27 protein-coding genes are annotated in these 26,123 nt (G+C 68.5%); 20 read left to right on the plus strand and 7 right to left on the minus strand.

Annotated features, from left to right (window positions below; translation table 11 throughout):
• Nucleotides 1–34 precede the first annotated feature (34 nt).
• The 3 genes from A9Z05_RS29370 to A9Z05_RS29380 form a co-directional block, all read right to left on the minus strand.
• The gene (locus A9Z05_RS29370; protein ID WP_050011636.1) at nt 35–865 is read right to left on the minus strand and encodes an undecaprenyl-diphosphate phosphatase; all 831 of its coding nucleotides are present in this window, start codon (nt 863–865) and stop codon (nt 35–37) included.
• A 79-nt stretch (nt 866–944) separates the two neighbouring features.
• Entirely contained in the window at nt 945–1,526 is a 582-nt protein-coding gene (locus A9Z05_RS29375) for a DUF1439 domain-containing protein (protein ID WP_069621158.1), read from the minus strand.
• Nucleotides 1,523–1,840: a YkgJ family cysteine cluster protein gene (locus A9Z05_RS29380; RefSeq protein ID WP_069621223.1), complete on the minus strand. Its 318-nt coding sequence runs from the start codon at nt 1,838–1,840 to the stop codon at nt 1,523–1,525. The genes A9Z05_RS29375 and A9Z05_RS29380 overlap by 4 nt, the downstream gene beginning before the upstream one ends.
• Nucleotides 1,841–2,012: 172 nt before the next feature.
• On the opposite strand from A9Z05_RS29380, the gene hemN reads away from it, so the two are divergent.
• The 16 genes from hemN (at nt 2,013) to ureG (ending at nt 16,638) form a co-directional block, all read left to right on the plus strand.
• Entirely contained in the window at nt 2,013–3,404 is a 1,392-nt protein-coding gene (gene hemN / locus A9Z05_RS29385) for an oxygen-independent coproporphyrinogen III oxidase (protein ID WP_069621159.1), read from the plus strand.
• An 88-nt stretch (nt 3,405–3,492) separates the two neighbouring features.
• Entirely contained in the window at nt 3,493–3,750 is a 258-nt protein-coding gene (locus A9Z05_RS29390) for a hypothetical protein (protein WP_006488573.1), read from the plus strand.
• 104 nt (nt 3,751–3,854) lie between these two features.
• A complete protein-coding gene (locus A9Z05_RS29395) occupies nt 3,855–4,511 on the plus strand; it encodes a protein-L-isoaspartate O-methyltransferase (protein WP_069621160.1) in 657 nt (218 codons plus the stop codon).
• A gap of 14 nt (nt 4,512–4,525) precedes the next feature.
• Complete coding sequence (locus tag A9Z05_RS29400) at nt 4,526–4,849, plus strand: rhodanese-like domain-containing protein (protein ID WP_069621161.1); 324 nt, start codon at nt 4,526–4,528, stop codon at nt 4,847–4,849.
• A 345-nt stretch (nt 4,850–5,194) separates the two neighbouring features.
• Entirely contained in the window at nt 5,195–6,502 is a 1,308-nt protein-coding gene (gene urtA / locus A9Z05_RS29405; protein WP_069621162.1) for an urea ABC transporter substrate-binding protein, read from the plus strand.
• A gap of 142 nt (nt 6,503–6,644) precedes the next feature.
• Nucleotides 6,645–8,264, plus strand: a complete 1,620-nt coding sequence (urtB, locus tag A9Z05_RS29410; protein WP_069621163.1) for an urea ABC transporter permease subunit UrtB — start codon at nt 6,645–6,647, stop codon at nt 8,262–8,264.
• Between the two features lies 1 nt (nt 8,265).
• Nucleotides 8,266–9,453, plus strand: a complete 1,188-nt coding sequence (gene urtC / locus A9Z05_RS29415) for an urea ABC transporter permease subunit UrtC (RefSeq protein WP_069621164.1) — start codon at nt 8,266–8,268, stop codon at nt 9,451–9,453.
• Nucleotides 9,450–10,310, plus strand: a complete 861-nt coding sequence (urtD, locus tag A9Z05_RS29420; protein WP_069621165.1) for an urea ABC transporter ATP-binding protein UrtD — start codon at nt 9,450–9,452, stop codon at nt 10,308–10,310. Before urtC ends, urtD begins: the two co-directional genes overlap by 4 nt.
• Before the next feature lie 4 nt (nt 10,311–10,314).
• Nucleotides 10,315–11,007, plus strand: coding sequence for an urea ABC transporter ATP-binding subunit UrtE (gene urtE / locus A9Z05_RS29425; RefSeq protein WP_069621166.1), 693 nt, complete (start codon nt 10,315–10,317; stop codon nt 11,005–11,007).
• 201 nt (nt 11,008–11,208) lie between these two features.
• A complete protein-coding gene (locus A9Z05_RS29430) occupies nt 11,209–12,084 on the plus strand; it encodes an urease accessory protein UreD (RefSeq protein ID WP_069621167.1) in 876 nt (291 codons plus the stop codon).
• A gap of 232 nt (nt 12,085–12,316) precedes the next feature.
• A complete protein-coding gene (gene ureA, locus A9Z05_RS29435; protein WP_006406310.1) occupies nt 12,317–12,619 on the plus strand; it encodes an urease subunit gamma in 303 nt (100 codons plus the stop codon).
• Nucleotides 12,620–12,629: 10 nt separating this feature from the next.
• Nucleotides 12,630–12,935, plus strand: a complete 306-nt coding sequence (locus A9Z05_RS29440) for an urease subunit beta (RefSeq protein ID WP_011544772.1) — start codon at nt 12,630–12,632, stop codon at nt 12,933–12,935.
• Nucleotides 12,936–12,963: 28 nt separating this feature from the next.
• Entirely contained in the window at nt 12,964–14,670 is a 1,707-nt protein-coding gene (ureC, locus tag A9Z05_RS29445) for an urease subunit alpha (RefSeq protein ID WP_069621168.1), read from the plus strand.
• Between the two features lie 18 nt (nt 14,671–14,688).
• Nucleotides 14,689–15,309: an urease accessory protein UreE gene (gene ureE, locus A9Z05_RS29450; protein WP_069621169.1), complete on the plus strand. Its 621-nt coding sequence runs from the start codon at nt 14,689–14,691 to the stop codon at nt 15,307–15,309.
• Nucleotides 15,296–15,976 (plus strand): urease accessory protein UreF, encoded by a 681-nt coding sequence (locus A9Z05_RS29455; protein WP_069621224.1) that lies wholly within the window; start codon nt 15,296–15,298, stop codon nt 15,974–15,976. The genes ureE and A9Z05_RS29455 overlap by 14 nt, the downstream gene beginning before the upstream one ends.
• 14 nt (nt 15,977–15,990) lie before the next feature.
• Complete coding sequence (gene ureG / locus A9Z05_RS29460) at nt 15,991–16,638, plus strand: urease accessory protein UreG (protein WP_069621170.1); 648 nt, start codon at nt 15,991–15,993, stop codon at nt 16,636–16,638.
• 62 nt (nt 16,639–16,700) lie between these two features.
• Here the strand turns inward: ureG and waaA are convergent, their stop codons facing one another.
• The 4 genes from waaA to A9Z05_RS29480 all read right to left on the minus strand — a co-directional run bounded on the left by waaA (nt 16,701) and on the right by A9Z05_RS29480 (nt 21,561).
• Nucleotides 16,701–18,053 (minus strand): lipid IV(A) 3-deoxy-D-manno-octulosonic acid transferase, encoded by a 1,353-nt coding sequence (gene waaA / locus A9Z05_RS29465; RefSeq protein WP_069621171.1) that lies wholly within the window; start codon nt 18,051–18,053, stop codon nt 16,701–16,703.
• 37 nt (nt 18,054–18,090) lie between these two features.
• Nucleotides 18,091–18,975, minus strand: a complete 885-nt coding sequence (locus tag A9Z05_RS29470) for a Kdo hydroxylase family protein (RefSeq protein WP_069621172.1) — start codon at nt 18,973–18,975, stop codon at nt 18,091–18,093.
• Nucleotides 18,976–18,998: 23 nt separating this feature from the next.
• Nucleotides 18,999–19,994, minus strand: a complete 996-nt coding sequence (gene waaC / locus A9Z05_RS29475) for a lipopolysaccharide heptosyltransferase I (RefSeq protein WP_069621173.1) — start codon at nt 19,992–19,994, stop codon at nt 18,999–19,001.
• Nucleotides 19,995–20,166: 172 nt separating this feature from the next.
• Nucleotides 20,167–21,561 carry a phosphomannomutase/phosphoglucomutase gene (locus tag A9Z05_RS29480; protein WP_006496638.1) on the minus strand — a complete coding sequence of 465 codons (1,395 nt, stop codon included), beginning with the start codon at nt 21,559–21,561 and terminating at the stop codon, nt 20,167–20,169.
• 246 nt (nt 21,562–21,807) lie between these two features.
• On the opposite strand from A9Z05_RS29480, the gene A9Z05_RS29485 reads away from it, so the two are divergent.
• Genes A9Z05_RS29485 through galE form a run of 4 tightly spaced genes read left to right on the plus strand, consistent with a single transcriptional unit; the run spans nt 21,808 to nt 26,111 of the window.
• Entirely contained in the window at nt 21,808–23,064 is a 1,257-nt protein-coding gene (locus tag A9Z05_RS29485; RefSeq protein WP_069621174.1) for a lipopolysaccharide biosynthesis protein, read from the plus strand.
• Nucleotides 23,061–23,885 (plus strand): glycosyltransferase, encoded by an 825-nt coding sequence (locus A9Z05_RS29490; RefSeq protein WP_069621175.1) that lies wholly within the window; start codon nt 23,061–23,063, stop codon nt 23,883–23,885. Before A9Z05_RS29485 ends, A9Z05_RS29490 begins: the two co-directional genes overlap by 4 nt.
• 51 nt (nt 23,886–23,936) lie before the next feature.
• Entirely contained in the window at nt 23,937–25,073 is a 1,137-nt protein-coding gene (locus tag A9Z05_RS29495) for a glycosyltransferase family 4 protein (protein WP_069621176.1), read from the plus strand.
• Between the two features lie 15 nt (nt 25,074–25,088).
• Nucleotides 25,089–26,111 carry a UDP-glucose 4-epimerase GalE gene (galE, locus tag A9Z05_RS29500; protein WP_027783730.1) on the plus strand — a complete coding sequence of 341 codons (1,023 nt, stop codon included), beginning with the start codon at nt 25,089–25,091 and terminating at the stop codon, nt 26,109–26,111.
• Nucleotides 26,112–26,123 lie beyond the last annotated feature (12 nt).

A 26,123-nucleotide genomic window follows, 5' to 3' on the forward strand; every position in this document is an offset into this window, starting at 1 on the left:
TTTCATGGAGCGGCGCATCGACCGCTCGCCAGCCTCACGCCCAGTTCAGCCAGCCGCTGTAACCCACTAGCAACACGAACAGCCCGAACGCGATCCGGTACCACGCGAACACCGTGAAATCGTGCGTCGCGACGTAGCGCAGCAGCCAGCGCACGCACACGAACGCGCTGACGAACGCCGACACGAGCCCGAGCGCGAACAGGCCGAGCGAATCGACGGTGAACGCCTGCCAGTCCTTCACGGTTTCGTAGAGCGTCGCGCCGAAGATGATCGGAATCGCGAGGAAGAACGAGAATTCGGTGGCCACGCGTCGGTCGAGACCGAACAGCATCCCGCCGATGATCGTCGAGCCCGAGCGCGACATGCCGGGCACCAGCGCGAAGCACTGCGCGAGTCCGACCTTGAGCGCGTCGAGCGGCGTCAGCGCGTCGACCGACATCACGCGCGGCGGCTCGCCGCGTTCGCGCTGCCGCGCCTCGGCCCACAGGATGATCGCGCCGCCCACGACGAGCGCGAACGCGACGGGCACCGGCGAGAACAGCACAGCCTTGATCTTCTTCTCGAACAGGAGGCCGAGCGCGATCGCGGGAATCGTCGCGATCACGACGTTCAGCGTGAAGCGCTGCGCGTCGGGCCGGCTCGGCAGCCCGGACACGACGGACACGATCCGCTGCCGGTATTCCCAGCAGACCGCGAGGATCGCGCCGAACTGGATCACGACGTCGAACGTCTTCGCGTGCGAATCGTTGAAATTGAGGAAGCTGCCCGCGACGATCAGGTGACCGGTGCTCGACACCGGCAGGAATTCCGTCAGCCCCTCGACGACGCCGAGGATCAATGCCTTGCAGATCAGGATCCAGTCCATCCGTGGCCCAACTCCGAAATGGTCGAAAGAAAAGGCCACTCTTGCGCGCGCGGCCCGCCCGGCCGTGCGCGCCCCGTCGTCACTTTTCGACGATCGCCACGCGTATGCCGTTTGTAAGGATCGTAATTGTACCGGGTTCGTAGTTCACCCCGGCAAATTGCAGTTGTTCCGGCTTGAACGTGTAGATCGGATAGTTGGTCAGCAGCTGCGTCGCGAGCAGGCCGGCGGCCGCGCCGACCTGCTGCGCGTACATCTGCGCGTCGCCGTCGAGCGCGAGGCTGTCGACGGCCGGCGCCTTCAGCACGACCGAGCGGCTCGGCGCGTCGTACGCGAGCTGGCCCGACACGGTGAACTTGCCGCTGACGGGCCCGCGCAGGAACGGGCTCACGAAGTTCGCGTCGAGCTGCACGGCGACGCGGTTCTGGTCGGGCAGCAGGTTGACGGCCGGATTCGCGAGCGACACGTCGACAACCTGGGCGACCGTCTTCTGGTACGGAAACTTCCGCGCGACGGCCTTCTGCACGTCGCCGCGCGAGAACGTGTAGTGGTCGGGAATGAACGGGAACGTCGACGCGCACGCGGCAAGCGATACGCACACGCCGACGGCGCCGATGGCGGCAGCGAAAAAACGGCGCCGGCCGGGCGCGCGAGGGACGGTCATGCTGATTTCTCTCCTGGATGCGCCGGCCGCGTCGCGGCCTCGAGGCGCGTGAGCCACGCGAGCGCGTCGTCGCGCGACGCGCCGCACATGTCGGCGGACGGCTGCAGCCCGGAACAGCACGCGGGGCGCTCGGGCCGGCCGAAGATCATGCAGCGCAGGTCGTCGCCGAGTTGCACGCAGCGCACGCCCGCCGGCTTGCCGTCGGGCATGCCCGGAATCGGGCTGGAAATCGACGGCGCGATGCAGCACGCGCCGCAGCCCTCGCGGCACGCATGCGGCGGCGGGGCTTCGGCGGGCGCCGGGCGGACAGGCATTTCGACGGACACTCGGCTCTCTCGACGAACACGAAAAACGGTGCGGCAACCGGACGCGGCGTCCGGCAGCCCCACCCCGCATTGTGCCATCGCCGCTGCGACGTTATTACACAATGCAGCCCGACCGCGGGTTCATATACTCGAAAGCATCTAAAAAAAGCGCGAGACCGCCATGCGTTCTGGTTCTGCCGACCCGATGTTCCGTCCCGATTTGCTCACGAAATACGGCGTGAACGGGCCGCGCTATACGTCGTACCCGACCGCGCTGCAGTTCCGCGACGATTTCGATCCGGCCGACTACGTCCGCGCGGCCCGCGACCCCGGCGCGTCGTCGAGCGACCTGTCGCTGTACTTCCACATCCCGTTCTGCAACACCGCGTGCTTCTACTGCGGCTGCAACAAGATCGCGACCAACAACCGCCGCCGCGCGCGCCCGTATCTCGACCAGCTCAAGCGCGAAATGGCGCTGCAGGCCGCGCTGTTCGATCCGTCCCGCCCCGTCACGCAACTGCACTGGGGCGGCGGCACGCCGACCTTCCTGTCCGACGACGAAACGGCCGAGCTGATGGCGGCCACGCGCGAGCATTTCGCGCTCGCGCCGGACACCGACGCCGAGTTCTCGATCGAGATCGATCCGCGCACGGTCACGCCGGCGACGCTCGTGCACCTGCGCACGATCGGCTTCAACCGGCTGAGCCTCGGCGTGCAGGATTTCGACCCGCTCGTGCAGCAGGCGATCAACCGCATCCAGCCGCGCGCGATGACGGCGGACCTGCTCGCAGCCGCACGGGCGACGGGCTTCCATTCGGTCAGCGTCGACCTGATCTACGGGCTGCCGCACCAGACGATCGCCGTGTTCGCACGCACGCTGGAGACGATCATCGAGCTCGCGCCCGATCGCCTGTCGGTGTTCGGCTACGCGCACATGCCGCATCTGTTCAAGATGCAGCGGCAGATCGACGATGCGACGCTGCCGCCGCCGGAAACGCGCATCGCGCTGCTCGGCCTCGCAATCGACATGCTGACGTCGGCCGGCTACGTGTACATCGGGATGGACCACTTCGCGCGGCCGTCCGACGAACTCGTGCGCGCGCAGCGCAACGGCACGCTGCAACGCAATTTCCAGGGCTACAGCACGCGCGCGGATACCGACCTGATCGGCTTCGGCGTGTCGTCGATCGGCAAGGTCGGCGACGTCTACGCGCAGAACGCGAAGGACCTGCCCGCATACGGCGCCGCGCTCGACGCGGGCCGGCTGCCGATCGCGCGCGGCGTGCGGCTCACGCCGGACGACCGGCTGCGCCGCGACGTGATCACGCAACTGATGTGCAACCTCGAACTGCCGTTCTCGCATGTCGAGGCCGCGCACGGCATCCGCTTCGCCGATCATTTCGCGCGCGAGCTGGACGCGCTGCGTCCGTTCGAGCGCGACGGGCTGCTGACGATCGCGCGCGACCGGCTGACGATCCATCCGGCCGGCCGGATGGTCGTGCGCAACATCGCGATGGCGTTCGACGCGTACCTCGGCCAGACGCCGCGGCAGCGCTACTCGCGCACGGTCTAGCGCGCGCTTCGCGCCGGCCACGGGCGGGCGCCGGCCCGGCCGGTTTGATAGAGTGTGAGGCTTACATCCGCTTCGCCTGCCCTCCAAGATGCGCACCACCAAAGCGACCCACGCGGTCGAACGCCTGAAGACCCGCTCCGGCAACCCGCAATTCGCGGCCGTCGCGATGGCGGGCGGCCTGTTCTATCTCGTCGACCGCTCGGGCGGCACCGCCGAGAAGCGCTGCGAGCCGCTGCCGCTCGACGAGTTCGTCAAGTTCGTCGACGAATTTGGCCCTAAAAAACCGCGCAAGGCGAGCAAGCTCGACCTCGCGTTCGAGGCGCAGATCAAGAAGAGCAAAGGGTAAAGGTCTGTTGCAGGCCGCCTGAAGGCTTCGCGGCCGTGCCGTTTGGTACAATCACGAAGTTTCTCTACCCCCGCTGATGGCCGACCAGGCTGCGTGACCACACCATGAATATCGAAAACGCGCGTTTCAACATGATCGAACAGCAGATCCGTCCGTGGGACGTGCTGGATCTGGATGTCCTGGGCCTGCTGTCGATCGTCAAGCGTGAAAACTACGTGCCGGCCCAATACCGCGATCTCGCGTTCGCCGATCTCGAACTCCCGCTGCCGGGCGGCGCGAGCAAGATGCTGTTCCCGCGCGTCGAAGCGCGCGTGCTGCAGGAGCTGGCGGTCAAGAAGCACGAGAACGTGCTCGTGATCGGCGCGGGCTCGGGCTACCTGGCCGCGCTGTTCGCGCATCGTGCGCAGCACGTGACGGCCGTCGAGATCGATCCGGCGATCGCGAAGTTCGCGGCAGACAACCTGCGCAACGACGGCGTGACCAACGCCGAAGTCGTGCTCGGCGACGGCTCGCGCGGCTGGGCGGCCAAGGCGCCGTACGACGTGATCTGCGTCGCGGGCGGCCTGCCGGTCGTGCCGCAGGAAATGCTCGAGCAGCTGAAGGTCGGCGGCCGCCTGTCGGCGTTCGTCGGCGGCCGTCCGGTGATGAAGGCGCAGATCATCACGCGCATCGACGACAAGCAGTACCGCGTCGCCGACGTGTTCGAAACGTACATCGACCACCTCGTCAACGCGATCGAGCCGTCGCGCTTCAAGTTCTGAGCGGCGGAGCCTCCATGCAGATCCTGACGCCCGCGATGCTCGCGGAATGGCTCGGCGACACCGCGCGCCCCGCGCCCGTCGTGCTCGACGTGCGCGAGCCGTGGGAAATCGCGACCGCGCAGATCTCCGGCAGCGTGTCGATTCCGATGCAGCAGATTCCCGCGCGCAGCGAAGAACTCGACGACGAAGCGGAAATCGTCTGCGTGTGCCATCACGGGATGCGCAGCGCGCAGGTCGCGATGTTCCTCGAATCGCGCGGCTTCACGAAGCTGTACAACCTGCAAGGCGGGATCGACGCGTGGTCGCGCGACGTCGATCCGTCCGTGCCGCGCTACTGATCGATCCTTCCGGCGGCGCATCGCGCGCCGCCGCGCCGCCCGGCACGCCGCCGCCGGCCGCACCGATCCGCCGAACGGGCGCGCACCGCGCGCCCGTTTCGCTTTCCTCCCCGGTTTCCCTGCATTTCGACGCCGCGGCACCGCCGTGCACCATTTGCGCCCGTGCGTCTGCACCGCAACGGACCGCGCATGCTGCACGGCGCGTCATCCGCACCGCGCCGATGCCCGCCGATGGCCCGCGCAGGCACGCCGGGCGTGCATCCGCGCGACTGGCACATGCCTTGCGTTACACGATGGCCGGCGCCGCCACGGCGCACGCGCATCCAACACGACAAGGGGATACCGATGAAACGTCGCAGTCTGTTGAAGTTCGGTTCGATGGCCGGCGCGCTCGCGCTGGCGGGCAAGAGCCCGTTCGCGCACGCGGCCGATGCGGGCACCGGCCCGATCAAGGTCGGCATCCTGCATTCGCTGTCGGGCACGATGGCGATCTCGGAGACGTCGCTGAAGGACACCGCGCTGATGACGATCGCCGACATCAACAAGAGCGGCGGCGTGATGGGCCGCAAGCTCGAACCGGTGGTGGTCGACCCGGCGTCGAACTGGCCGCTGTTCGCCGAGAAGGCGCGCCAGCTGCTCACGCAGGACAAGGTCGCCTGCGTGTTCGGCTGCTGGACGTCGGTGTCGCGCAAGTCTGTACTGCCGGTGTTCGAGGAACTGAACGGGCTGCTCTACTACCCGGTGCAGTATGAAGGCGAGGAAATGTCGCGCAACGTGTTCTACACGGGCGCCGCGCCGAACCAGCAGGCGATTCCGGCAGTCGAGTACCTGATGAGCGCGGAAGGCGGCGGCGCGAAGCGCTTCTTCCTGCTCGGCACCGACTACGTGTATCCGCGCACGACCAACAAGATCCTGCGCGCGTTCCTGAAATCGAAGGGCGTGAAGGACGCCGACATTCAGGAGGTCTACACGCCGTTCGGCCACAGCGATTACCAGACCATCGTCGCGAACATCAAGACCTTCGCGCAGGGCGGCAAGACGACCGTGATCTCGACGATCAACGGCGATTCGAACGTGCCGTTCTACAAGGAACTCGGCAACCAGGGGCTCAAGGCGACCGACGTGCCGGTCGTCGCGTTCTCGGTCGGCGAGGAAGAGCTGCGCGGGATCGATACGAAGCCGCTCGTCGGCCATCTCGCCGCGTGGAACTACTTCATGTCGGTGAAGAATCCGACCAACACGAAGTTCAAGGACCAGTTCGCCGCGTGGGTAAAGGCGAACAACCTGCCGGGCGGCGCGAAGCGCGTGACCAACGATCCGATGGAAGCCACCTACGTCGGGATCCATATGTGGAAGCAGGCCGTCGAGAAAGCGAAGAGCACCGACGTCGACAAGGTGCGCGTCGCGATGATCGGCCAGACGGTGGCCGCCCCGTCGGGCTTCACGCTCTCGATGGACGGCAACCATCACCTGCACAAGCCGGTGATGATCGGCGAGATCCGCGGCGACGGACAGTTCAACGTCGTGTGGAAGACGAAGACGGCCGTGCGCGCGCAGCCGTGGAGCCCGTACATCGCGGGCAACCAGGGCAAGCCGGACGTCGTGAGCTCGATCCCGGCGTTCCTGCGCCGGCAGCGCGCGGCGCTGGCGTGATGCCGAGCGGCGCGTCGTGCTTCGTGTGCGACGTGCCGCTCGCTTGCCCGCCCGCTGCCGATGCGCCGGCCGCGCTTGCCGTGACCCATCGCCGGCGCCACGCCGCACCGCTCCCCTTCCCCACGCCCGACAGGATTCCCCGATGCCTACACGCTTTCGCCGAGCCGCCCGCGCGATCGCGGCATGCGCCGCCCTCGCGGGCCTGCTGCCGCACGCCGCGTTCGCGCTGACGGCGGCCGACACCGCCGCGCTCGCCGGCGACGACTTCGACGCGAAGACGGCGGCGATCGAACGGCTCGCCGCCGACACCGACCCGCGCGCCGTTGCGGTGCTCAACGCGCTGTCGAGCGGCGATGCGCTCGCGACCGGCGACGGCCGGCTGCTGATCCAGTCCGGCGACACCGCGCACGACGCGCTCACGCAGGCCGCGACGCCGGCCGGCGACGCGCAGCCGGTGATGCTGAACAACCTGCTGCGCACGAAGATCGCCGGCGCGCTGTCGGGCCTCGCGCTCGCGTCGCCCGACGTGGCCGCGCGCCGCGACGCGATCGACGCGCTGCTGAAGTCGCCCGACCCGGCGCTCAAGCCGATGATCGACCGCGCCCGTGCAAAGGAAACCGATCCGGTATTGAAACGTCGCCTCGATGCGCTGTGGGCGATCGCCGCGCTGCACGATGCCGATCCGGCGAAACGCCTCGAAGCCGTGCAGGTGGTGGCCGCGCGCAGCGATCTCGACATGATCGAACAACTGCGCCCGCTCGTCGCGAAGAACGCCGACGGCAGCTACGCGGAACCCGACGCGCGCGTGCGCGACGCCGCGCAACACGGGCTCGATACGTTGCACGCGCTGCAGCGCCGCGGCGAAATCGTCGGCACGGTGTTCGCCGGCCTGTCGCTCGGCAGCGTGCTGCTGCTCGCCGCGCTCGGCCTCGCGATCACGTACGGGCTGATCGGCGTGATCAACATGGCGCACGGCGAATTCCTGATGATCGGTGCGTACGCAACCTATGTCGTGCAGACGCTGATCCAGCGCTACGCGCCCGGCGCATTCGACTGGTATCCGCTCGTCGCCGTGCCGGTGTCGTTCGCGGTGGCCGCGCTCGTCGGCATCGTGCTCGAGCGGCTCGTGCTGCGGCATCTGTACGGCCGCCCGCTCGAAACGCTGCTCGCGACCTTCGGCGTGAGCCTGATCCTGATCCAGGCGACGCGCATGCTGTTCGGCGCGCAGAACGTGCAGGTCGTGAACCCGTCGTGGATGAGCGGCGGCGTGACCGTGATGCAGAACCTGATCCTGCCGTACAACCGGCTCGCGATCCTCGCGTTCGCGCTCGCGGTGGTGTTCGTCGCGTGGGCCGTGCTGACGAAGACGCGGCTCGGCCTGTTCGTGCGCGCGGTCACGCAGAACCGCCGGATGGCCGCCTGCGTCGGCGTGAAGACCGCCCGCGTCGACGCGTATGCGTTCGCATTCGGCGCGGGGATCGCGGGCCTCGGCGGCTGCGCGCTGTCGCAGATCGGCAACGTGGGTCCCGACCTCGGCCAGAACTACATCATCGATTCGTTCATGGCCGTCGTGCTCGGCGGCGTCGGGCAGATCGCCGGCACCGTGCTCGGCGGCTTCGGGCTCGGCCTCGCGAGCAAGGCGATCGAACCGTTCTGGGGCGCCGTGCTCGCGAAGATCGCGGTGCTCGTGATGATCGTGCTGTTCATCCAGAAACGCCCGCAGGGCATGTTCGCGCCGAAGGGCCGCAGCGCGGAGGCTTGACGTGACTTCATACACCGATTCGATGTCGAACCCGGTCGCCGACACGGCGAGGCCCGCCGCCGGCGCGCGCGCGGCGGACGGCTTCGCGCTCGGCCTGCCGCCCCGCCCCGCGCTGCTGTCGCGCCGCGCGTGGCTCGCGCTCGTCGCGCTGTGCGTGGCGATCGGCGTCGGCGTGCCGCTCGCCGCGCTCGTCGCGCCGGAAGCCAGCGCGTTCCATCTGTCCGCCTACGCGATGACGCTCGCCGGCAAGCTGATGTGCTACGCGATCGCCGCGCTCGCGCTCGATCTCGTGTGGGGCTACTGCGGGATCCTGAGCCTCGGCCACGGCTTGTTCTTCGCGCTCGGCGGCTATGCGATCGGCATGTACCTGATGCGCGAGATCGGCCGCGACGGCAAGTACGGCAGCGACCTGCCCGACTTCATGGTGTTTCTCGACTGGCACCAGTTGCCGTGGTACTGGAGCGGCACGCAGCATCTCGCATGGGCGCTCGCGCTCGTCGTGCTCGTGCCGGCCGTGCTCGCGTGGGTGTTCGGCTTCTTCACGTTCCGCTCGCGCGTGAAGGGCGTGTACCTGTCGATCATCACGCAGGCCATGACGTTCGCCGCGATGCTGCTGTTCTATCGCAACGAGACGGGCTTCGGCGGCAACAACGGCTTCACCGATTTCAAGCGCATCGCCGGTTTCGCGATCACGTCGCCGGGCACGCGCACGGTGCTGTTGCTGCTGACCTTCGCGACGCTCGTGCTCGCGTTCGTCGCCGCGCGCGCGATCGTCACGAGCAAGCTCGGGCGCGTGGTGACCGCGGTGCGCGACGGCGAGACGCGGCTGATGTTCCTCGGCTACAGCCCGCTCGCGTACAAGCTGTTCGTGTGGACCGTGTCGGCCGTGCTGTGCGGCATCGCCGGCGCGCTGTACGTGCCGCAGGTCGGCATCATCAATCCCGGCGAGATGTCGCCCGGCAATTCGATCGAAATGGCGATCTGGGTCGCGGTGGGCGGGCGCGGCACGCTGATCGGGCCGATCGTCGGCGCGTTCGCGGTGAATGGCGCGAAGAGTTTCTTCACCGCGTATTTCGCCGAATACTGGCTGTTCTTCCTCGGCCTGATTTTCGTGCTCGTGCCGCTCTTGCTGCCGCGCGGAATCATGGGCCTCGTCGAAACCGTGCTCGCGAAGGGGAAACGCGCATGAACGGAACGGCTCTCTATCAGTTCACGCCACCGCCGCCCGAAGACGAGCTGCTCGCCGTCAGCGGCAGTGCGTCGATGGGGCGCGTCGTGCCGGCCGGCATCGACACGTCGCACGGGACGATCCTCTATCTCGAGGATATCGAGGTGAGCTTCGACGGCTTTCGCGCGCTGAAGAAGCTGTCGCTCGCGATCGACGCGGGCGAGCTGCGCTGCGTGATCGGCCCGAACGGCGCGGGCAAGACGACGATGATGGACGTCATCACCGGCAAGACGCGGCCCGATGCGGGCAAGGTGTTTCTCGGCCAGACCATCGATCTCGCGCGGATGAACGAACCCGAGATCGCGCGTGCGGGCATCGGCCGCAAGTTCCAGAAGCCGACCGTGTTCGAACAGCATCCGGTGTGGGAAAACCTCGAACTCGCGATGCAGACCGACAAGGGCTGGCTCGCGTCGCTGCGCGCGCGGCTCGACCGCACCGCGCAGGCGAAGATCGAGGAGACGCTCGCGCTGATCGGCCTCGAAAGCCACGCGTATCGCGCGGCCGGCGAGCTGTCGCACGGGCAGAAGCAGCGGCTCGAAATCGGCATGCTGCTGATGCAGCGTCCCGCGCTGCTGCTGCTCGACGAGCCGGCGGCCGGGATGACCGACCACGAGACGATGGAACTCGCCGAGCTGCTGAACACGCTGCGCGGCACCTGCTCGATGATGGTCGTCGAGCACGACATGGAGTTCGTCGCGGCGCTCGCGGGCGACACGGGACGCGTGACGGTGATGGCCGAAGGCGCGGTGCTCGCGCACGGCACGCTCGACCAGGTCAAGCGCGACGAAGCGGTGATCGAGTCTTACCTCGGACGATGATGCGATGCTGAAAATCGAAGCGCTGAACCAGTACTACGGCGGCAGCCATATCCTGCGCAACGTGAACCTCGCGGCCGACGACGGCAAGCTGACCGTGCTGCTCGGCCGCAACGGCGTCGGCAAGAGCACGCTGCTGCGCTGCCTGATGGGGGTCGTCGCCGCGAAAAGCGGCAGCGTGTCGTGGCGCGGCACCGCGCTCGGCGCACTGCCGCCGTATGCGCGCGTCGCGGCCGGACTCGCGTACGTACCGCAGGGCCGCGACATCTTTCCGCGGCTCACCGTCGAGGAAAACCTGCTCGTCGGCGCGGCGAGCCGCAAGGCGCCGTCGAAGGTACCGGACCGCATCTACGACCTGTTCCCGGTGCTGAAGGACATGCGCGCGCGGCGCGGCGGCGACCTGTCGGGCGGCCAGCAGCAACAGCTCGCAATCGGCCGCGCGCTGATGAGCGAGCCGCAATTGCTGATCCTCGACGAGCCGACCGAAGGCATCCAGCCGTCGATCATCCAGGACATCGGCCGCACGCTGCGCCAACTCGTCGACGAATCGAAGATGACCGTGCTGCTCGTCGAACAGTATTACGATTTCGCGCGATCGATCGCCGATCGCTACTGGGTGATGAGCCGCGGCGAGATCGTCGCGGGTGGTGACGCGCACGACATGGAGACGAACGGCGTGCGCGAGTTGATCGCGGTGTGACGGGCGGCAGGGCGGTAGGCACGGCAGTAGGCACGGCAGTAGGCGCGGCGGTGGGCACGGCGGTAGGCACCACGGGGGACATGTACGGCCGGCTCGCGGGACGCACGCACGCGGCGCTTCCTGCGAACGCGGTATCTGCATTATTGTTCCGGTAGCATCCACGTTCTTCGCACCCGCTTCCTCGTTTCCCGTTCGCCGCCGATGTCCGCCCCCGATTCGCATGCCTCGCTGTCCCGCCCCGCCGTCGCCAAGTCGTGGCGCGGCCGCCTCGAACTCGGCTTCGAGCGGCACGGTGCGCGCACGACGCTCGCCCACCGGCTGCACGACGGCCCGCTGCGCGTGCAGCGGCCGCTGTATCCGGAAGGCGACGCGGTCTGCCACGCCGTGATCGTCCATCCCCCGGGCGGCGTCGCGGGCGGCGACCGGCTCGACATCGACATCGCGCTCGGCGACGGCACGCACGCGGTGCTGACGACGCCCGGCGCGACCAAGTGGTACAAGTCGAACGGCCTCGACGCGACGCAGCGCATCGGCATCGCGGTCGGCGCGCACGCGAAGCTCGACTGGCTGCCGCAGAACAACCTGTTCTTCGACGCGGCGCACGCGGCGCTCGACTTCACGGTGACGCTCGGCGCAGGCGCGAGCGCGATCGGCTGGGACGCGACGCAGCTCGGCCGGCAGGCGGCCGGCGAAACCTGGTCGGCGGGACGCATCGCGTCGACGTCCGCGCTCGTCGATGCCGACGGCCGGCCGCTGTGGACCGAGCGCGCGCTGCTCGACGCGCGCGATCCGCTGCGCGGCGCGCTGCAGGGCCTCGCCGGCTTTCCCGCGTACGGCACGCTGTGGGCGGCCGGCGCCGCGTGCGACGCCGCGCTCGCCGAATCGCTCGCCGCGCGCATGCCGTTCGACGACACGCTGCGCGCGGGCGCCACCTGCGTGACGCCCGGCGTCGTGCTCGTACGCGCGCTGGCGACGTCGATGGAAGCGCTGCAGCGCCACTTCGTCGACTGCTGGCTGCAGTTGCGACCGATCGTGCACGGCGTCGACGCGCGGCCGCTGCGCCTCTGGCAAACCTGAGCGCGCGCATCGCGCACCGTTTCGGCGCAACGCCGCCCCGCACGGCGCACCCTCTACATGCATCACGCACCATGAATGCGCACGGCGGCACGCCGGATGCACATGGCACGCACCTTGCTGGTTACATAAGCGATACACGACGCACGCCAAACAGCGCGGTGCTACGATGATCCGCCCCTGCCCGGTTGCGTGCACACCGATAAAAATTACGTTTTCCTGAACGCCTGCCTTCATGAAACTGACTCCCCGCGAAAAGGACAAGCTGCTGATCTTCACGGCGGCGTTGCTTGCCGAACGCCGCCGCGCGCGCGGCCTGAAGCTCAACTATCCGGAGGCGGTGGCCTTCATCACCGCGGCGCTGATGGAAGCCGCGCGCGACGGCAAGACCGTGGCCGAGGTCATGCATTACGGCACGACGCTGCTCACGCGCGACGACGTGATGGACGGCGTGCCGGAAATGATTCCCGACATCCAGGTCGAGGCGACCTTCCCCGACGGCACGAAGCTCGTGACCGTCCACCACCCGATTCCGTGAGGCCCCCCGCATGATCCCCGGCGAAATCCTCACCGACGACGGCGAACACGAACTGAACGCGGGCCGCGCGACGCTGTCGCTCGTCGTCGCGAACACCGGCGATCGCCCGGTGCAGGTCGGCTCGCACTACCACTTCTTCGAAGTCAACGACGCGCTGTCGTTCGACCGCGCGGCCGCACGCGGCTTCCGGCTCAACATCGCGGCCGGCACGGCCGTACGCTTCGAGCCGGGCCAGACGCGCACCGTCGAGCTCGTCGCCCTCGCGGGCGAGCGCGCCGTCTACGGTTTTCAGGGCAAGGTGATGGGGCCGCTGTAAGCCGCGCCCCGCTCTTCAGGAACAGCACATGACACTACGCTTGAGCCGCCGCGCGTACGCGGAAATGTTCGGGCCGACGACGGGCGACCGCGTGCGGCTCGCCGATACCGAACTGCTGATCGAGATCGAACGCGACTTCACGACCTATGGCGAGGAAGTGAAGTTCGGCGGCGGGAAAGTGATCCGCGACGGGATGGGCCAGTCGCAGCGCGTCGCCGCCGACGTACCCGATACCGTCATCACGAACGCGGTGATCCTCGATCACTGGGGTATCGTGAAAGCCGACATCGCGATCAAGCACGGCCGCATCGCCGCGATCGGCAAGGCCGGCAACCCCGACATCCAGCCGGGCGTGACGATCGCGATCGGCGCGGCCACCGAAGTGATCGCCGGCGAAGGGCTGATCGTGACGGCGGGCGGCATCGACACGCACATCCACTTCATCAGCCCGCAGCAGATCGACGAGGCGCTCGCGTCCGGCGTCACGACGATGCTCGGCGGCGGCACGGGGCCGGCCACCGGCACCAACGCGACCACCTGCACGCCGGGCCCGTGGCACATGGAGCGGATGCTGCAGGCGGCCGACGGCTGGCCGATCAACCTCGGCTTCCTCGGCAAGGGCAACGCGAGCCTGCCGCAGCCGCTCGTCGAGCAGATCGCGGCCGGCGCGATCGGCCTGAAGCTGCACGAGGACTGGGGCACGACGCCCGCCGCGATCGACAATTGCCTGTCGGTCGCCGACGACACCGACACGCAGGTCGCGATCCACACGGACACGCTGAACGAGGCCGGCTTCGTCGAATCGACGGTCGCCGCGTTCAAGGGCCGCACGATCCACACGTACCACACCGAAGGCGCGGGCGGCGGCCATGCGCCCGACATCCTGAAGGTGTGCGGCGAGATGAACGTGCTGCCGTCGTCGACCAATCCGACGCGTCCGTACACGATCAACACGCTCGACGAGCATCTCGACATGCTGATGGTGTGCCATCACCTCGATCCGTCGATCGCCGAGGATCTCGCGTTCGCCGAATCGCGCATTCGCCGCGAGACGATCGCGGCCGAGGACATCCTGCACGATCTCGGCGCGCTGTCGATGCTGTCGTCCGATTCGCAGGCGATGGGCCGCGTCGGCGAAGTGATCATCCGCACGTGGCAGACCGCGCACAAGATGAAGGTGCAACGCGGCGCGCTGCCGGAAGACAACGCGCGCAACGACAACTTCCGCGCGAAGCGCTACGTCGCGAAGTACACGATCAACCCGGCGCTCACGCACGGCATCGCGCACGAAGTCGGCTCGATCGAGCCCGGCAAGTGGGCCGACCTCGTGCTGTGGGAGCCCGCGTTCTTCGGGATCAAGCCGTCGATGATCCTCAAGGGCGGGATGATCGCCGTCGCGCAGATGGGCGATCCGAACGCGTCGATCCCGACGCCGCAGCCGGTTCACTATCGCGAGATGTTCGCGACGCGCGGCGGCGCGCTCGCGCGCACGTCGCTGACCTTCGTGTCGCAGCTGGCGGCCGATGCGGGCATCGCGGAGCGTTACGGCCTCGCGAAGCGGATCGTGCCGGTACGCAACTGCCGCAACGTGACGAAGGCCGACATGATCCACAACGCATGGCGTCCGTCGATCAGCGTCGATCCGGAAACCTACGACGTGATCGCCGACGGCCAGTTGCTCACCTGCGAACCGGCAACGGTGCTGCCGATGGCGCAGCGCTATTTCCTGTTCTGATCCGGAATCCTCGGTTTCATGCGCACCCTCGACAAACGCATTGCCCCGAACGTGAAACTCGCCGCGTCGCTCGTCGCGCGCGCGCCGACGCTCACGCTCGCCTATGACGCCCGCTGCAAGAGCCGCCTCGCGGCGACGCTCGACACCGGCGAGGACGTCGCGGTCCTGCTGCCGCGCGGCACCGTGCTGCGCGACGGCGACGTGCTCGTCGCCGACGACGGCGCGCTCGTACGTATCGCCGCTGCACCCGAAACCGTGCTGCTCGTGCGCGCGGCCGACCCGCTCACGCTGATGCGCGCCGCCTACCATCTCGGCAACCGCCACACGCCGGTCGAGATCGGCGACGGCTACCTGAAGCTCGAGGCCGATCCCGTGCTCGCGGACATGCTGCGCCGGCTCGGCACGCAGGTCGAAGAGGCACGCGCGCCGTTCCAGCCGGAAGCCGGCGCGTACGGCGGCGGTCACAAGCACGGGCACGACGCGACGTTCGCCGAGGATTACGCGCTCGCGCAGCAGGTGTTCGGCGAGCACCACGGGCACTCGCACTCGCACTCGCACGATCACGATCACGATCACGATCACGATCATCAGCATGGTCCCGGCTGCACGCACGGCCACCACGGTCATGACCACCACTGAACTCGTCGCGCTGCTGCACCTCGCGTCGCCCGCCTTGCCGATCGGCGCGTACAGCTACTCGCAGGGCCTCGAAGCCGCGCTCGACGCGAACCTGATCCGCGACGCCGATTCCGCGCGCGACTGGATCGCCAGCGGCCTGACCGACGTGCTCGCGCACGGCGAGTTGCCGTTCCTCGCGCACCAGCTCGCCCGCTGGCAGACGCACGACATTCGCGCGCTCGTCGCCGAAAACGCGTGGTTCGTCGCGAGCCGCGAATCGACCGAACTGCGCCGCGAAACCGAACAGATGGGCTGGTCGCTCGCGCAGCTGTGCGCGTCGCTCGAATGGGGCGACGCAGCACGCCGCGCGACGCTCGCGTCGCTGTCGCCGATCGCGCTGCCGACCGCGTTCGCGTACGCGGCCGCCGCACACGACGCCAGCGCCGACGCGACGCTCGCCGCGTATGCATTCGGCTGGGTCGAGAACCAGACGTCCGCCGCGCTGAAGGCCGTGCCGCTCGGCCAGCTCGCCGGGCAACGCATCATCGTCGCGCTGCGCGGCGCGATCGACGCAGCCGTGCGCCGCGCGCTCGCGACGCCGCCCGACGCCGTCAACACGTTCGCGCCGCAGCTCGGCATCCTGTCCGCGCGGCACGAAACCCAGTACTCGCGGTTGTTCCGCTCCTGAATCTGATCCACACCATGAACGCACCCGCTCCCTCCCCCGCCCGCCGCACGAAGAAACTGCCGCCGCTGCGCGTCGGCATCGGCGGCCCAGTCGGCTCCGGCAAGACCACGCTGCTCGAAATGCTGTGCAAGGCGATGCGCGACCGGTACGACCTCGTCGCGATCACGAACGACATCTATACGAAGGAAGACCAGCGGCTGCTGACGGTCGCGGGCGCGCTGCCCGAGGAACGCATCATGGGCGTCGAGACGGGCGGCTGCCCGCACACGGCGATCCGCGAGGATGCGTCGATCAACCTCGAGGCCGTCGACCGGATGCTCGCGCGCTTTCCGGATGCCGACATCGTGTTCATCGAGTCGGGCGGCGACAATCTCGCGGCGACCTTCAGCCCCGAGCTGTCGGACCTGACGATCTACGTGATCGACGTGGCCGGCGGCGAGAAGATTCCGCGCAAGGGCGGCCCCGGCATCACGAAGTCCGACCTGCTCGTGATCAACAAGACCGACCTCGCGCCGCTGGTCGGCGCGAACCTCGACGTGATGGCATCCGACACGCAAAAAATGCGCGGCGAGCGGCCTTACGTGATGACGAACCTGAAGGCGCTCGACGGCGTCTCGGACGTGATCGCGTTCATCGAGAAGAAGGGCTTGCTGACGGTGTGAGCGGCACGGCGGCTACCTGCGACGCCGCCACGCACGCCGGGCGGCATCGCGCCGCCCGTCGTCTAAGCGTCGTCGTCGGAAGCGCCCGGCAGCCCACGCGCACCGGCTTCGCCGGCCGGCAGCAGCGCGGCGAGCACGTCGACCGTGCGCGCAGTCGCGCCGCGGTGACGCGACGCGAAGGCCGCGCCGGCCGCGCCCATCGCGATGCGCCGCGCCTTGTCGGCGAACAGCGCGTCGAGCACGTGCGCGAGATCGAGCGGATCCGCGACCTGCATCGCCGCACCGGCCGCGACCGCATCGGCGGTCGCCTGCGTGAAGTTGAACACGTGCGGCCCGATCAGCACCGGCACGCCGACCGCGCACGCCTCGATCAGGTTCTGCCCGCCGAGCGGCAGCAGGCTGCCGCCGATGAACGCGATATCGGCCGCCGCGTAGTACGCGCCGAGCTCGCCCATCGAATCGCCGAGCAGCACCGTCACGTCGGCCGGCAGCGGTTCGGCGGCCGGCCGGCCGGCCGCGAGCGCGGCCGCATCGGCTGCCCAGACCGAGCGCCGCACGCACTTGAGCCCGCTGCGCACGACGAGCGCCTCGACTTCGGCGAAGCGCTGCGGATGACGCGGCACGAGCACCAGCAGCGCACCGGGCGTGCGCATTTCCGCGAACGCCTGCAGCACCAGCGCTTCCTCGTTCTCGCGCGTGCTGGCGGCGACCCACACCGGCCGCGCGCCGATTGCATCGCGCCACGCATGGCCGCGTGCGGCGAGTTCCGGCGGCGTCGTCATGTCGAACTTCAGGTTGCCGAGCACGGTCACGTTGCGCGCGCCGAGCGACGTCAGCCGTTCCGCATCGGCCGGGCTCTGCGCGAGCACGCGCGAGAAGCCGCCGAACACGTCGCGCGTCGCCGCGCCGAACTTCGCCGCGCGCCGGAACGAACGCGCGGACATCCGCGCATTGGTCAGCACGAGCGGCACGTCCGCGCGGCGGCACTCGTCGATCAGCGTCGGCCACACCTCGGTTTCCATCACGAGACCGAGCGTCGGCCGCCATGCGTGCAGGAAGCGCCGCACCGCGCCCGGCATGTCGTACGGCAGGTAGCAGCGCAGCACGCGATCGCCGAAGATCTGTTCGCCCGTCGCGCGCCCGCTCGGCGTCATGTGCGTGAGCAGGATGCGCGCGTCGGGACGCGCGTGCATCAACGCGTCGATCAGCGGCTGCGCGGCGCGCGTCTCGCCGACCGACACCGCATGCACCCAGATCAGCGGCGCGCGATCGTCCGGCGAGCGGCCTGCGACGTGGCCGAAGCGCTCGCCGATATGCTCGCGATAGCCGCGCTCCTTGCGCGAACGCACATAGAGCCGGATGACGGCGGCCGGCGCGACGAGCCACCACAGCGCGCGATAGATCGCCCTCAGCATGCGGCCGCCCGGATGTTGCGTCGAAGCAGGTGCGCGCTCAAACCAGCGCCCTGCCCGTCAGGCGTTCGAGAATGCCGAGCGGCGCGCACTCGCGGCGCACCATCGCATCGACCGGCAGGAAGAAGGTCTGCTCGAGCATGAACTGGCCGGACATCACAGCGTGCGAAGTCTGATCGGAGAAACATATCCACACGCTGCCCGGCGGAAACGGCATCGTCTGTTGCGGGCAAGTTTTCTGGTAGTCGAGATCGGCCTTCATCCCGTCGTGCAGGTTCAGCATCAGGTGGTCGTATGCGCTGCGCGGCGATTTCGTCACGTGCAGCAGGTTCAGTAGCCACGCCGAGCCCGGCAACTGCGGCCGGATCTTCGGCAGAAAGCGCTTCGCGACGTCCTCGAACGGCTCGCCCACACGCCACACGCGCGGCGCGCCGGCCGGGTTCACGTTCGTGAACACGCGCAGGATCCGCTCGCCATAGTTCGGCCGCGACGGGAATGCGTCGACGTGCAGGCGGCTGTCGTCCTTGCGCCACGACGTCTGGCGCGTTTCGACCTGCATCAGCCGCAAGCTCGTCGGCGCGACGCGCAGCTTGCCGCGGTATTCGGGAAAGAGGCCGTCGACGAGCGTGCCGGCCTGCTGCTGGAAGCGCGCGACGAGCGCGCGCACAGCGGATTGCGTGACGCTGTCGCCGAGCACGCCGGCGAGCGCGCCGCCGTTCGGCGCGAGGCTGATGTTCTTGCGTTTCGGATCGGCGAGCGCCGGATCGAGCAGCGCTTCCTCGCCGCCTTCGATCGCGAAGCGCAGGTGCGGGAAATACAGCACCTTGCCTTCCTCGACCGCGGCGAGCAACTGCTCGCGCGGCGCCGACAGGTTGTGTCCGCTCCAGTCGGCGGACGGAATTTCGATGATCTGGGATTCGCTCATGATCGGTTCGCGTGTGGACAGCGTTACAGGAGACCGAAGCCCGCGAGCGCCGACTTCACCTGCGCGATCGACGGGGGCTGCCCCGCCGTGCCGAGATTGACGACGTTCGGCGACCAGTAGCCGCCGGTCCGCCAGGCCGTCGCGAAATTGTACAGTTCGACCGTCGGACGCTTCAGCGCGGCCGCGATGTGAACCAGACCTGTATCAACCCCGATCGTCGCGGCCGCGCCGTCGATCAGACCGACCACGGCCGGCAGCGACAGCTTCGGCGGCACGATCGCCGCCGCGCCGAATTCCTTCGCGAGCCGCTCGCTGGTCGCGCGTTCCGCGTCGTTGCCCCACGGCAGCACGAGCGACGCGCCGCGCCGCACGAGCGCCTGGCCGAGCTCGATCCATGCGGCGTCCGGCCACTGCTTGTCGGCGCGCGACGTCGCGTGGACGAACACGACGTACGGCACCGGCAGGTTCAGGCCGAGCGCGGCCACCGCGAGCGCCGCCGCCCGCGTGTCGAGGCCGAACTCGACCGGATCGGCCGGGGTCGGCGCCGGGTCGTCCAGCGCGGCCGCGACGAGCTGCCGCGAGCGCTCGACCACGTGCGTGCGCGGCGCGATCGGCACGCGCTTGCGGTAGAAGAAGCGCACCGGCCATTCGTAGCCGGCGCCGTCGGTCCGGTTGCCGAGCCCGACGAGCGGGCCGCGCGCCCAGCTCGCGACCCACGCCGTCTTGATGAGGCCCTGGCAGTCGATCACGAGGTCGTACTGCTCGGCCGCGAGGCGCCGACGGAACGCGCGGATCTCGCGCCACGTCGCGCCCGAGAACGGCTTCTTGCGCCAGCGGCGCAGCGAGAACGGCAGCACGTTGCGCACGCCGTCGACGAGCCGCACGAGGTCGACGAAGCTTTCCTCGACGAGCCAGTCGATCTGTGCATCGGGGTGACGGCGCCGGATATCGGCGATCACCGGCATGTTGTGCACGACGTCGCCCAGCGACGACACGCGCACGATCAGGATCTTTTGCACGCTGAAAAAACGCCGGCTGACAGCCGGCGACAGACATAAAGGGGGGATTTTATCCCGGCCGGACGACCGGACAGACAAAAAGCGGCCGCGCGCCCGAGGCACGCGCCGCTTTTCGAGATAAACACGGCCGACGAACCGGCCGTCGTACGGGCGGCCCGCCGGCCGCCGGCGCTCAGAACGGCAGCTTGACGTCCGGCTTCGCGGCCGTCAGCACACGGCGGAAGTCTTCCTGGATGCGCTTGAGCCCTTCCTGCGTCTCGGCTTCGAAGCGCATCACGACGACCGGCGTCGTGTTCGACGAACGCGCGAGGCCGAAGCCGTCCGGGTACTCGACACGCAGGCCGTCGATCGTCACGACTTCGTCGGCGCCGTCGAACTTCGCCTCTTTCTGCAGTTGCTCGATCAGGCGGAAATTCTCGCCTTCGTCGAGCCAGAGCTGCAGTTCGGGCGTGCTCATCGCGTCCGGCAGGCTGTTGAGCAGCGCGCTCGGATCGGCCGTCTTCGCGAGGATTTCCAGCAGGCGCGCGCCGGTGTACAGGCCGTCGTCGAAGCCGTACCAGCGATCCTTGAAGAATACGTGGCCGCTCATTTCGCCGGCGAGCGGCGCACCCGTCTCGCGCAGCTTCGCCTTCACGAGCGAGTGGCCCGTCTTCCACATCAGCGGCTCGCCGCCCTTCGACTTCACCCACTGCGCGAGGTGGCGCGTGCATTTCACGTCGTAGATGATCTGGGCACCCGGGTTGCGCGACAGCACTTCTTCCGCGAACAGCATCAGCTGGCGGTCCGGATAGATGATCTGGCCGTCCTTCGTGACGACGCCCAGGCGATCGCCGTCGCCGTCGAACGCGAAGCCGAGCTCCGCATCGGTGTCCTTCAGCGCCTGGATCACGTCCTGCAGGTTTTCCGGGTGGGCGGGATCGGGGTGGTGATTCGGGAACGTGCCGTCGATGTCGGTGAAGCGCTCGACGAGTTCGCAGCCGAGCGCCTTGAACAGGCGCGTCGCGAGCGGGCCGGCCACGCCGTTGCCGGCGTCGACGACCAGCTTCAGCGGCCGCGCGAGCTTCACGTCGCCGACGATACGCGCGATGTACTGATCGGCGACGTCGATTGCCTCGTACGTGCCGCTGCCCGTCTCGAACCGCTCGTCGACGATGCGGCGGTACAGCGCCTGGATCTGCTCGCCGTAGATCGCCGCGCCGCGCAGCACCATCTTGAAGCCGTTGTAGTCGGGCGGGTTGTGGCTGCCCGTGACGACGATGCACGAATCGACGCGGCGCTCGCCGCCCTTCAGCGCCAGCGGCACGTTCGCCGCGAAATAGCCGACCGGCGTCGGCACCATGCCGACGTCGACGACATCGACACCGGCCGCACGCAGGCCGTCTGCCAGCGCGCCGACGAGTTCCGGCCCGGACAGGCGGCCGTCGCGCGCGACGACGACCGCATCGCCGCCCTGCGCACGCACTTCGCTGCCGAATGCGCGGCCGATCCCGCGCGCCGTGTCGACGTCGAGCGTCTTGCCGACCACGCCACGGATGTCATATGCCTTGAAGATGGATTGGGAGATCATCGATTCTCTTCTCTCTCAGTTGCGTGCATGGAAAATTGTCTGGCTTGGCTGGCCGCCTCTCGCCGGTGCCGCGCATGATACATGCGGCCCCGCAAAACAAGGAACGGAACGGCTGGAGCGGTCGCGATCCCACTTATAATCGCGGGTTTCGATGACGCGCATACCGCCCATTTTAATGCCTAGCCGTCCCGCCGCCGCCCACCCGCCGCTTCCGGCCGCCCCCCGCGCGCGCCGCCGCTGCCGCGCATGCTGAAGCGCTTCGGCAACCCGGACGTCGCGAAGGCCGTCGCGAACCTCGTCTGGCTGGGGCTCGAACGGCTCACGCAGATCGGCGTCGCGATCGCGATCAGCGGCCTGCTGGCCCGTTATTTCGGGCCAGATGTGTTCGGCAAATGGCAGTATGCGAATACGCTTCTCCTGGTACTGGCGCCGCTCACCTGGGTGTGCGGCGCGGAAATCCTCGTCCCGACCATCGTCCAGCGCCCGCCCGCCCAGCTCGGCGCGGTGCTCGGCAGCGCGTTCGTGCTGCGCATCGCCGTGTCGGTCGCCGCGCTCGCGGCGACCTGGATCGCGATCGCCGCGGGCGCGTTCGACCCGCTGGTCGGCGCGATGCTCGCGGGCCTCGCGGTCACGATGGTGTTTCGCGAGCCGTTCGTCGGCGTGATCAACGCGTGGCTGCAGAGCATGACCTACAGCAAGCCGCAGCTCGTCACCAGCATGGTCACCGCGCTCGCGAAGGCGCTGCTCGTGTGGCTCTTGGTGCGGGCGGCCGCCGGCCCCGCCCGCTTCGCGTGGCTGTGGGCGCTGGAAGCCGCCGCGATCGGCCTCGCGCTGCTGCTGTACTACCGCCATCGTAACGGCGGTGCGCTCGGCTGGACGTTCGACACACCGCTGTTCCGGCACTTTGCAACGGCCGGCACCGTGTTCTGGCTCGGCCTCATCTGCATGTACCTGTTCCTGAAACTCGACCGCCTGATGCTCGAGCGCCACGTGTCGTTCGCCGATCTCGGCCGCTATTCGGCCGCGCAGCAGCTCAACGAGAACTGGATCACGCTCGCGCTGATGCTCGCGCAGACCATCGCGCCCGCGTTCGTGTACCGCGTGCAGGACGTCGCGCGGCTGCGCCGCAACATCGTCCGGCTGATCGCGATGACGGCCGGCCTGATGACGGCGGGCGCGCTCGTGCTCGACGCGGCCGCCCCGCTGATCGTCGGCAAGGTGTTCGGCCGCGGCTACGAGGCGTCCGTCGACCTCTTCCGCTGGGCCGTCTGGCTGTCCGTGCCGGCCGGCATCGAGGCGATAGGCAATCTTATCGTTCTCAAATATCAAGCAAAATTCGTGTTGCTCACGAAATGGCTGCTCGCGCTGGCGATCGCCGCGCTCGTCAACCTGTTCGCGATCCCGCGGCTCGGCCTGTACGGCGCGCTCGTCGGGCTGGCGGCCGGCTACCTGGCTGCTGCCGCCGTCAACTTTTATTACATCCGTTTCAAGCTGCGAACATGACGTCCCCTGATTGCCCGCTCCCGCTCGACGACGTGGCCGTGCTGATGCCGGCCTACAACGGGCACGACGACGTCGCCCGGACCCTCGCGTCGTTTCGCGAGGATGCGCGCGTGCACGTGCTGATCGTCGACGACGGCAGCACGCCGCCGATCGTCGCGCCCGACCTGCCGGGCCTCGCGATCGACGTGCTGCGCATGCCGCAGAACGGCGGCATCGAACGCGCGCTGGCGGCCGGCATCGACGCGCTCGCCGCGGGCGGCTTCCGCTATGCGGCCCGCATCGATGCGGGCGATCTCGCCACGCCGCGGCGCCTCGCGAAGCAGCGCGCCTATCTCGGCGCCCACCCGCGCGTGGCCTGCGTCGGCATGTGGACGCAGGTCGTGTCGCGCGCCGGCGAGCCGCGCTTCATGCTGACGCCGCCCGCCGACCCGCGCACGTTGCGCCGCACGCGCTTCCTGCGCTCGCCGCTCGTGCATCCGTCGGTCATGTTGCGCATCGACGCCGTGCGCGAAGTGGGCAACTATCGGGCGAAGTACCGTGCGGCCGAGGATCTCGATCTTTTTTTACGGTTAATGCAACGCTACGATTGCGCGAACCTGCCGGAACTCGGCCTGTATTACGAGCTTAACGAGGGCGGGATCAGCGCGACCAAACGCCGGCGCCAGCTGGTGTCGACGCTCACGCTGCTGCTGCGCCACTTCAACGTGCTGAACCCGTACGACTGGGCCGGCCTCGCCAAGAACCTGCTGCATTTCGTGACGCCGTACCGTACGCTGCAGCGCATCAAGCAGACGCTGTTCGGCGCACGGCCGTCCGCCTGACGCGTATCCGGCCCGTTCGGCAATTTCGACGCTTTATTTTTTCTTTTTTTCATGTCCGCCACCTCCCCGCTGCGCATCGCGCTCGTCTGCAACACGGCCTGGGCGATCCATACGTATCGCCACGGGCTGATCCGTGCGCTCGTCGCGCGCGGCGCCGAGGTCATCGTGATCGCGCCGCACGATCGCACGGTGCCGCTGCTCGAGCAGATGGGCTGCCGTTACGTGGCGCTTGCCGTCGCGTCGAAAGGCACGAGCCCGCGCGAGGATCTCGGCACGCTCGCCGCGCTCGCGCGCCACTACCGCGCGCTGCGGCCCGATCTCGTGTTCCATTACACGATCAAGCCGAACATCTACGGGTCCGTCGCCGCATGGCTCGCGCGCGTGCCGTCGATCGCGGTGACGACGGGCCTCGGCTACGTGTTCATCCAGAAGAGCCGCGCGGCGAGCGTCGCGAAGCGCCTGTACCGGTTCGCGTTCCGCTTCCCGCGCGAGGTGTGGTTCCTCAATCGCGACGATCTCGCGACCTTCACCGACGAGCGCTTGCTCGCGCATCCCGAGCGCGCGCGGCTGCTGCACGGCGAAGGCGTCGATCTCGAACAGTTCTCGCCCGTGCCGTTGCCGGGCGGCGACGCGCCCGTCTTCATCCTGATCGGCCGGCTGCTGTGGGACAAGGGCGTGCGCGAATACGTGGAAGCCGCGCGGCTCGTGCGCGAGCGCTACCCGAGCGCGCGCTTCCAGCTGCTCGGGCCGCTCGGCGTCGACAATCCGAGCGCGATCGGTCGCGCGGACGTCGACGCGTGGGTCGGCGAAGGCATCGTCGAGTATCTCGGCGAAGCGCACGACGTGCGCCCGCACATCGCGGCGGCCGACTGCGTCGTGCTGCCGTCGTACCGCGAAGGCGTGCCGCGCACGTTGATGGAAGCATCGGCGATGGGCCGCCCGATCGTCGCGACCGACGTGCCGGGCTGCCGCGACGTCGTCACCGACGGCGAAACGGGGTTCCTGTGCCGCGTGCGGGACAGCGCGAGCCTCGCCGAACAACTGAATCGCATGATCGCGCTCGGGCCGCAAGGCCGTGCGGCGATGGGCGCACGCGGCCGGCACAAGGTCGCGGCGGAATTCGACGAACAGCAGGTCGTCGAACGCTACAGGGAGACCATCCATTCGTTGACGGGATTCACACTCTGAAGGAGCGCATCTGCAATGACCGCTAAAGGCACCATCCTCGTTACCGGCGGCGCGGGCTATATCGGCTCGCACACGGCCGTCGAGCTGCTCGACAACGGCTACGACGTCGTGATCGTCGACAACCTCGTGAACAGCAAGGCCGAATCGGTGCGCCGCATCGAGCGGATCACGGGCAAGACGCCCGCGTTCCACCAGGTCGACGTGTGCGACGAAGCCGCGCTCGCGAAGGTGTTCGACGCGCACCCGATCACCGGCACGATTCACTTCGCGGCGCTCAAGGCCGTCGGCGAATCGGTCGCGAAGCCGCTCGAGTACTACCAGAACAACATCGGCGGCCTGCTCGCCGTGCTCAAGGTCATGCGCGAGCGCAACGTCAGGCAGTTCGTGTTCAGTTCGTCCGCGACCGTATACGGCGTGCCCGAACGCTCGCCGATCGACGAATCGTTCCCGCTGTCCGCGACGAACCCGTACGGCCAGTCGAAGCTGATCGCCGAGCAGATCCTGCGCGATCTCGAAGTCTCGGACCCGTCGTGGCGAATCGCGACGCTGCGCTACTTCAACCCGGTCGGCGCGCACGCGAGCGGGCTGATCGGCGAGGATCCGGCCGGCATCCCGAACAACCTGATGCCGTACGTCGCGCAGGTCGCGGTCGGCAAGCTGGAAAAGCTCCGGGTGTTCGGTTCGGATTATCCGACGCCGGACGGCACCGGCGTGCGCGACTACATCCACGTCGTCGATCTCGCGAAGGGGCACATCGCCGCGCTCGACGCACTGGCGAAGCGCGACGCGAGCTTCGTCGTGAACCTCGGCACCGGGCAGGGCTACAGCGTGCTGGAAGTCGTGCGTGCATTCGAGAAGGCGTCGGGCCGGCCGGTGCCGTACGAACTCGTCGCGCGCCGCCCGGGCGACATTGCCGAGTGCTATGCGAACCCGCAGGCCGCGGCCGACATCATCGGCTGGCGTGCGACGCTCGGCATCGAGGAAATGTGCGCCGACCACTGGCGATGGCAGGAGGGGAACCCGCGCGGTTTTGTATAATCCGCTGTCCAT

The organism is Burkholderia sp. A2 (genome assembly GCF_001729305.1).
GTDB classification, from domain to species: Bacteria; Pseudomonadota; Gammaproteobacteria; order Burkholderiales; family Burkholderiaceae; genus Burkholderia; species Burkholderia sola.

Bases quoted from the DNA above. Each gene is read 5' to 3' on its own strand.
- A9Z05_RS29370 (WP_050011636.1), bottom strand. From the start codon at position 865: ATGGACTGGATCCTGATCTGCAAGGCATTGATCCTCGGCGTCGTCGAG.
- ureG (WP_069621170.1), top strand. From the start codon at position 15,991: ATGAACGCACCCGCTCCCTCCCCCGCCCGCCGCACGAAGAAACTGCCG.
- urtB (WP_069621163.1), top strand. From the start codon at position 6,645: ATGCCTACACGCTTTCGCCGAGCCGCCCGCGCGATCGCGGCATGCGCC.
- hemN (WP_069621159.1), top strand. From the start codon at position 2,013: ATGCGTTCTGGTTCTGCCGACCCGATGTTCCGTCCCGATTTGCTCACG.
- A9Z05_RS29470 (WP_069621172.1), bottom strand. From the start codon at position 18,975: ATGAGCGAATCCCAGATCATCGAAATTCCGTCCGCCGACTGGAGCGGA.
- A9Z05_RS29375 (WP_069621158.1), bottom strand. From the start codon at position 1,526: ATGACCGTCCCTCGCGCGCCCGGCCGGCGCCGTTTTTTCGCTGCCGCC.
- A9Z05_RS29440 (WP_011544772.1), top strand. From the start codon at position 12,630: ATGATCCCCGGCGAAATCCTCACCGACGACGGCGAACACGAACTGAAC.
- waaA (WP_069621171.1), bottom strand. From the start codon at position 18,053: ATGCTGAGGGCGATCTATCGCGCGCTGTGGTGGCTCGTCGCGCCGGCC.
- A9Z05_RS29480 (WP_006496638.1), bottom strand. From the start codon at position 21,561: ATGATCTCCCAATCCATCTTCAAGGCATATGACATCCGTGGCGTGGTC.
- ureA (WP_006406310.1), top strand. From the start codon at position 12,317: ATGAAACTGACTCCCCGCGAAAAGGACAAGCTGCTGATCTTCACGGCG.
- A9Z05_RS29380 (WP_069621223.1), bottom strand. From the start codon at position 1,840: ATGCCTGTCCGCCCGGCGCCCGCCGAAGCCCCGCCGCCGCATGCGTGC.
- galE (WP_027783730.1), top strand. From the start codon at position 25,089: ATGACCGCTAAAGGCACCATCCTCGTTACCGGCGGCGCGGGCTATATC.
- A9Z05_RS29390 (WP_006488573.1), top strand. From the start codon at position 3,493: ATGCGCACCACCAAAGCGACCCACGCGGTCGAACGCCTGAAGACCCGC.
- ureE (WP_069621169.1), top strand. From the start codon at position 14,689: ATGCGCACCCTCGACAAACGCATTGCCCCGAACGTGAAACTCGCCGCG.
- A9Z05_RS29455 (WP_069621224.1), top strand. From the start codon at position 15,296: ATGACCACCACTGAACTCGTCGCGCTGCTGCACCTCGCGTCGCCCGCC.
- A9Z05_RS29400 (WP_069621161.1), top strand. From the start codon at position 4,526: ATGCAGATCCTGACGCCCGCGATGCTCGCGGAATGGCTCGGCGACACC.
- A9Z05_RS29485 (WP_069621174.1), top strand. From the start codon at position 21,808: ATGCTGAAGCGCTTCGGCAACCCGGACGTCGCGAAGGCCGTCGCGAAC.
- A9Z05_RS29495 (WP_069621176.1), top strand. From the start codon at position 23,937: ATGTCCGCCACCTCCCCGCTGCGCATCGCGCTCGTCTGCAACACGGCC.
- A9Z05_RS29430 (WP_069621167.1), top strand. From the start codon at position 11,209: ATGTCCGCCCCCGATTCGCATGCCTCGCTGTCCCGCCCCGCCGTCGCC.
- urtD (WP_069621165.1), top strand. From the start codon at position 9,450: ATGAACGGAACGGCTCTCTATCAGTTCACGCCACCGCCGCCCGAAGAC.
- urtA (WP_069621162.1), top strand. From the start codon at position 5,195: ATGAAACGTCGCAGTCTGTTGAAGTTCGGTTCGATGGCCGGCGCGCTC.
- A9Z05_RS29490 (WP_069621175.1), top strand. From the start codon at position 23,061: ATGACGTCCCCTGATTGCCCGCTCCCGCTCGACGACGTGGCCGTGCTG.
- urtE (WP_069621166.1), top strand. From the start codon at position 10,315: ATGCTGAAAATCGAAGCGCTGAACCAGTACTACGGCGGCAGCCATATC.
- ureC (WP_069621168.1), top strand. From the start codon at position 12,964: ATGACACTACGCTTGAGCCGCCGCGCGTACGCGGAAATGTTCGGGCCG.
- A9Z05_RS29395 (WP_069621160.1), top strand. From the start codon at position 3,855: ATGAATATCGAAAACGCGCGTTTCAACATGATCGAACAGCAGATCCGT.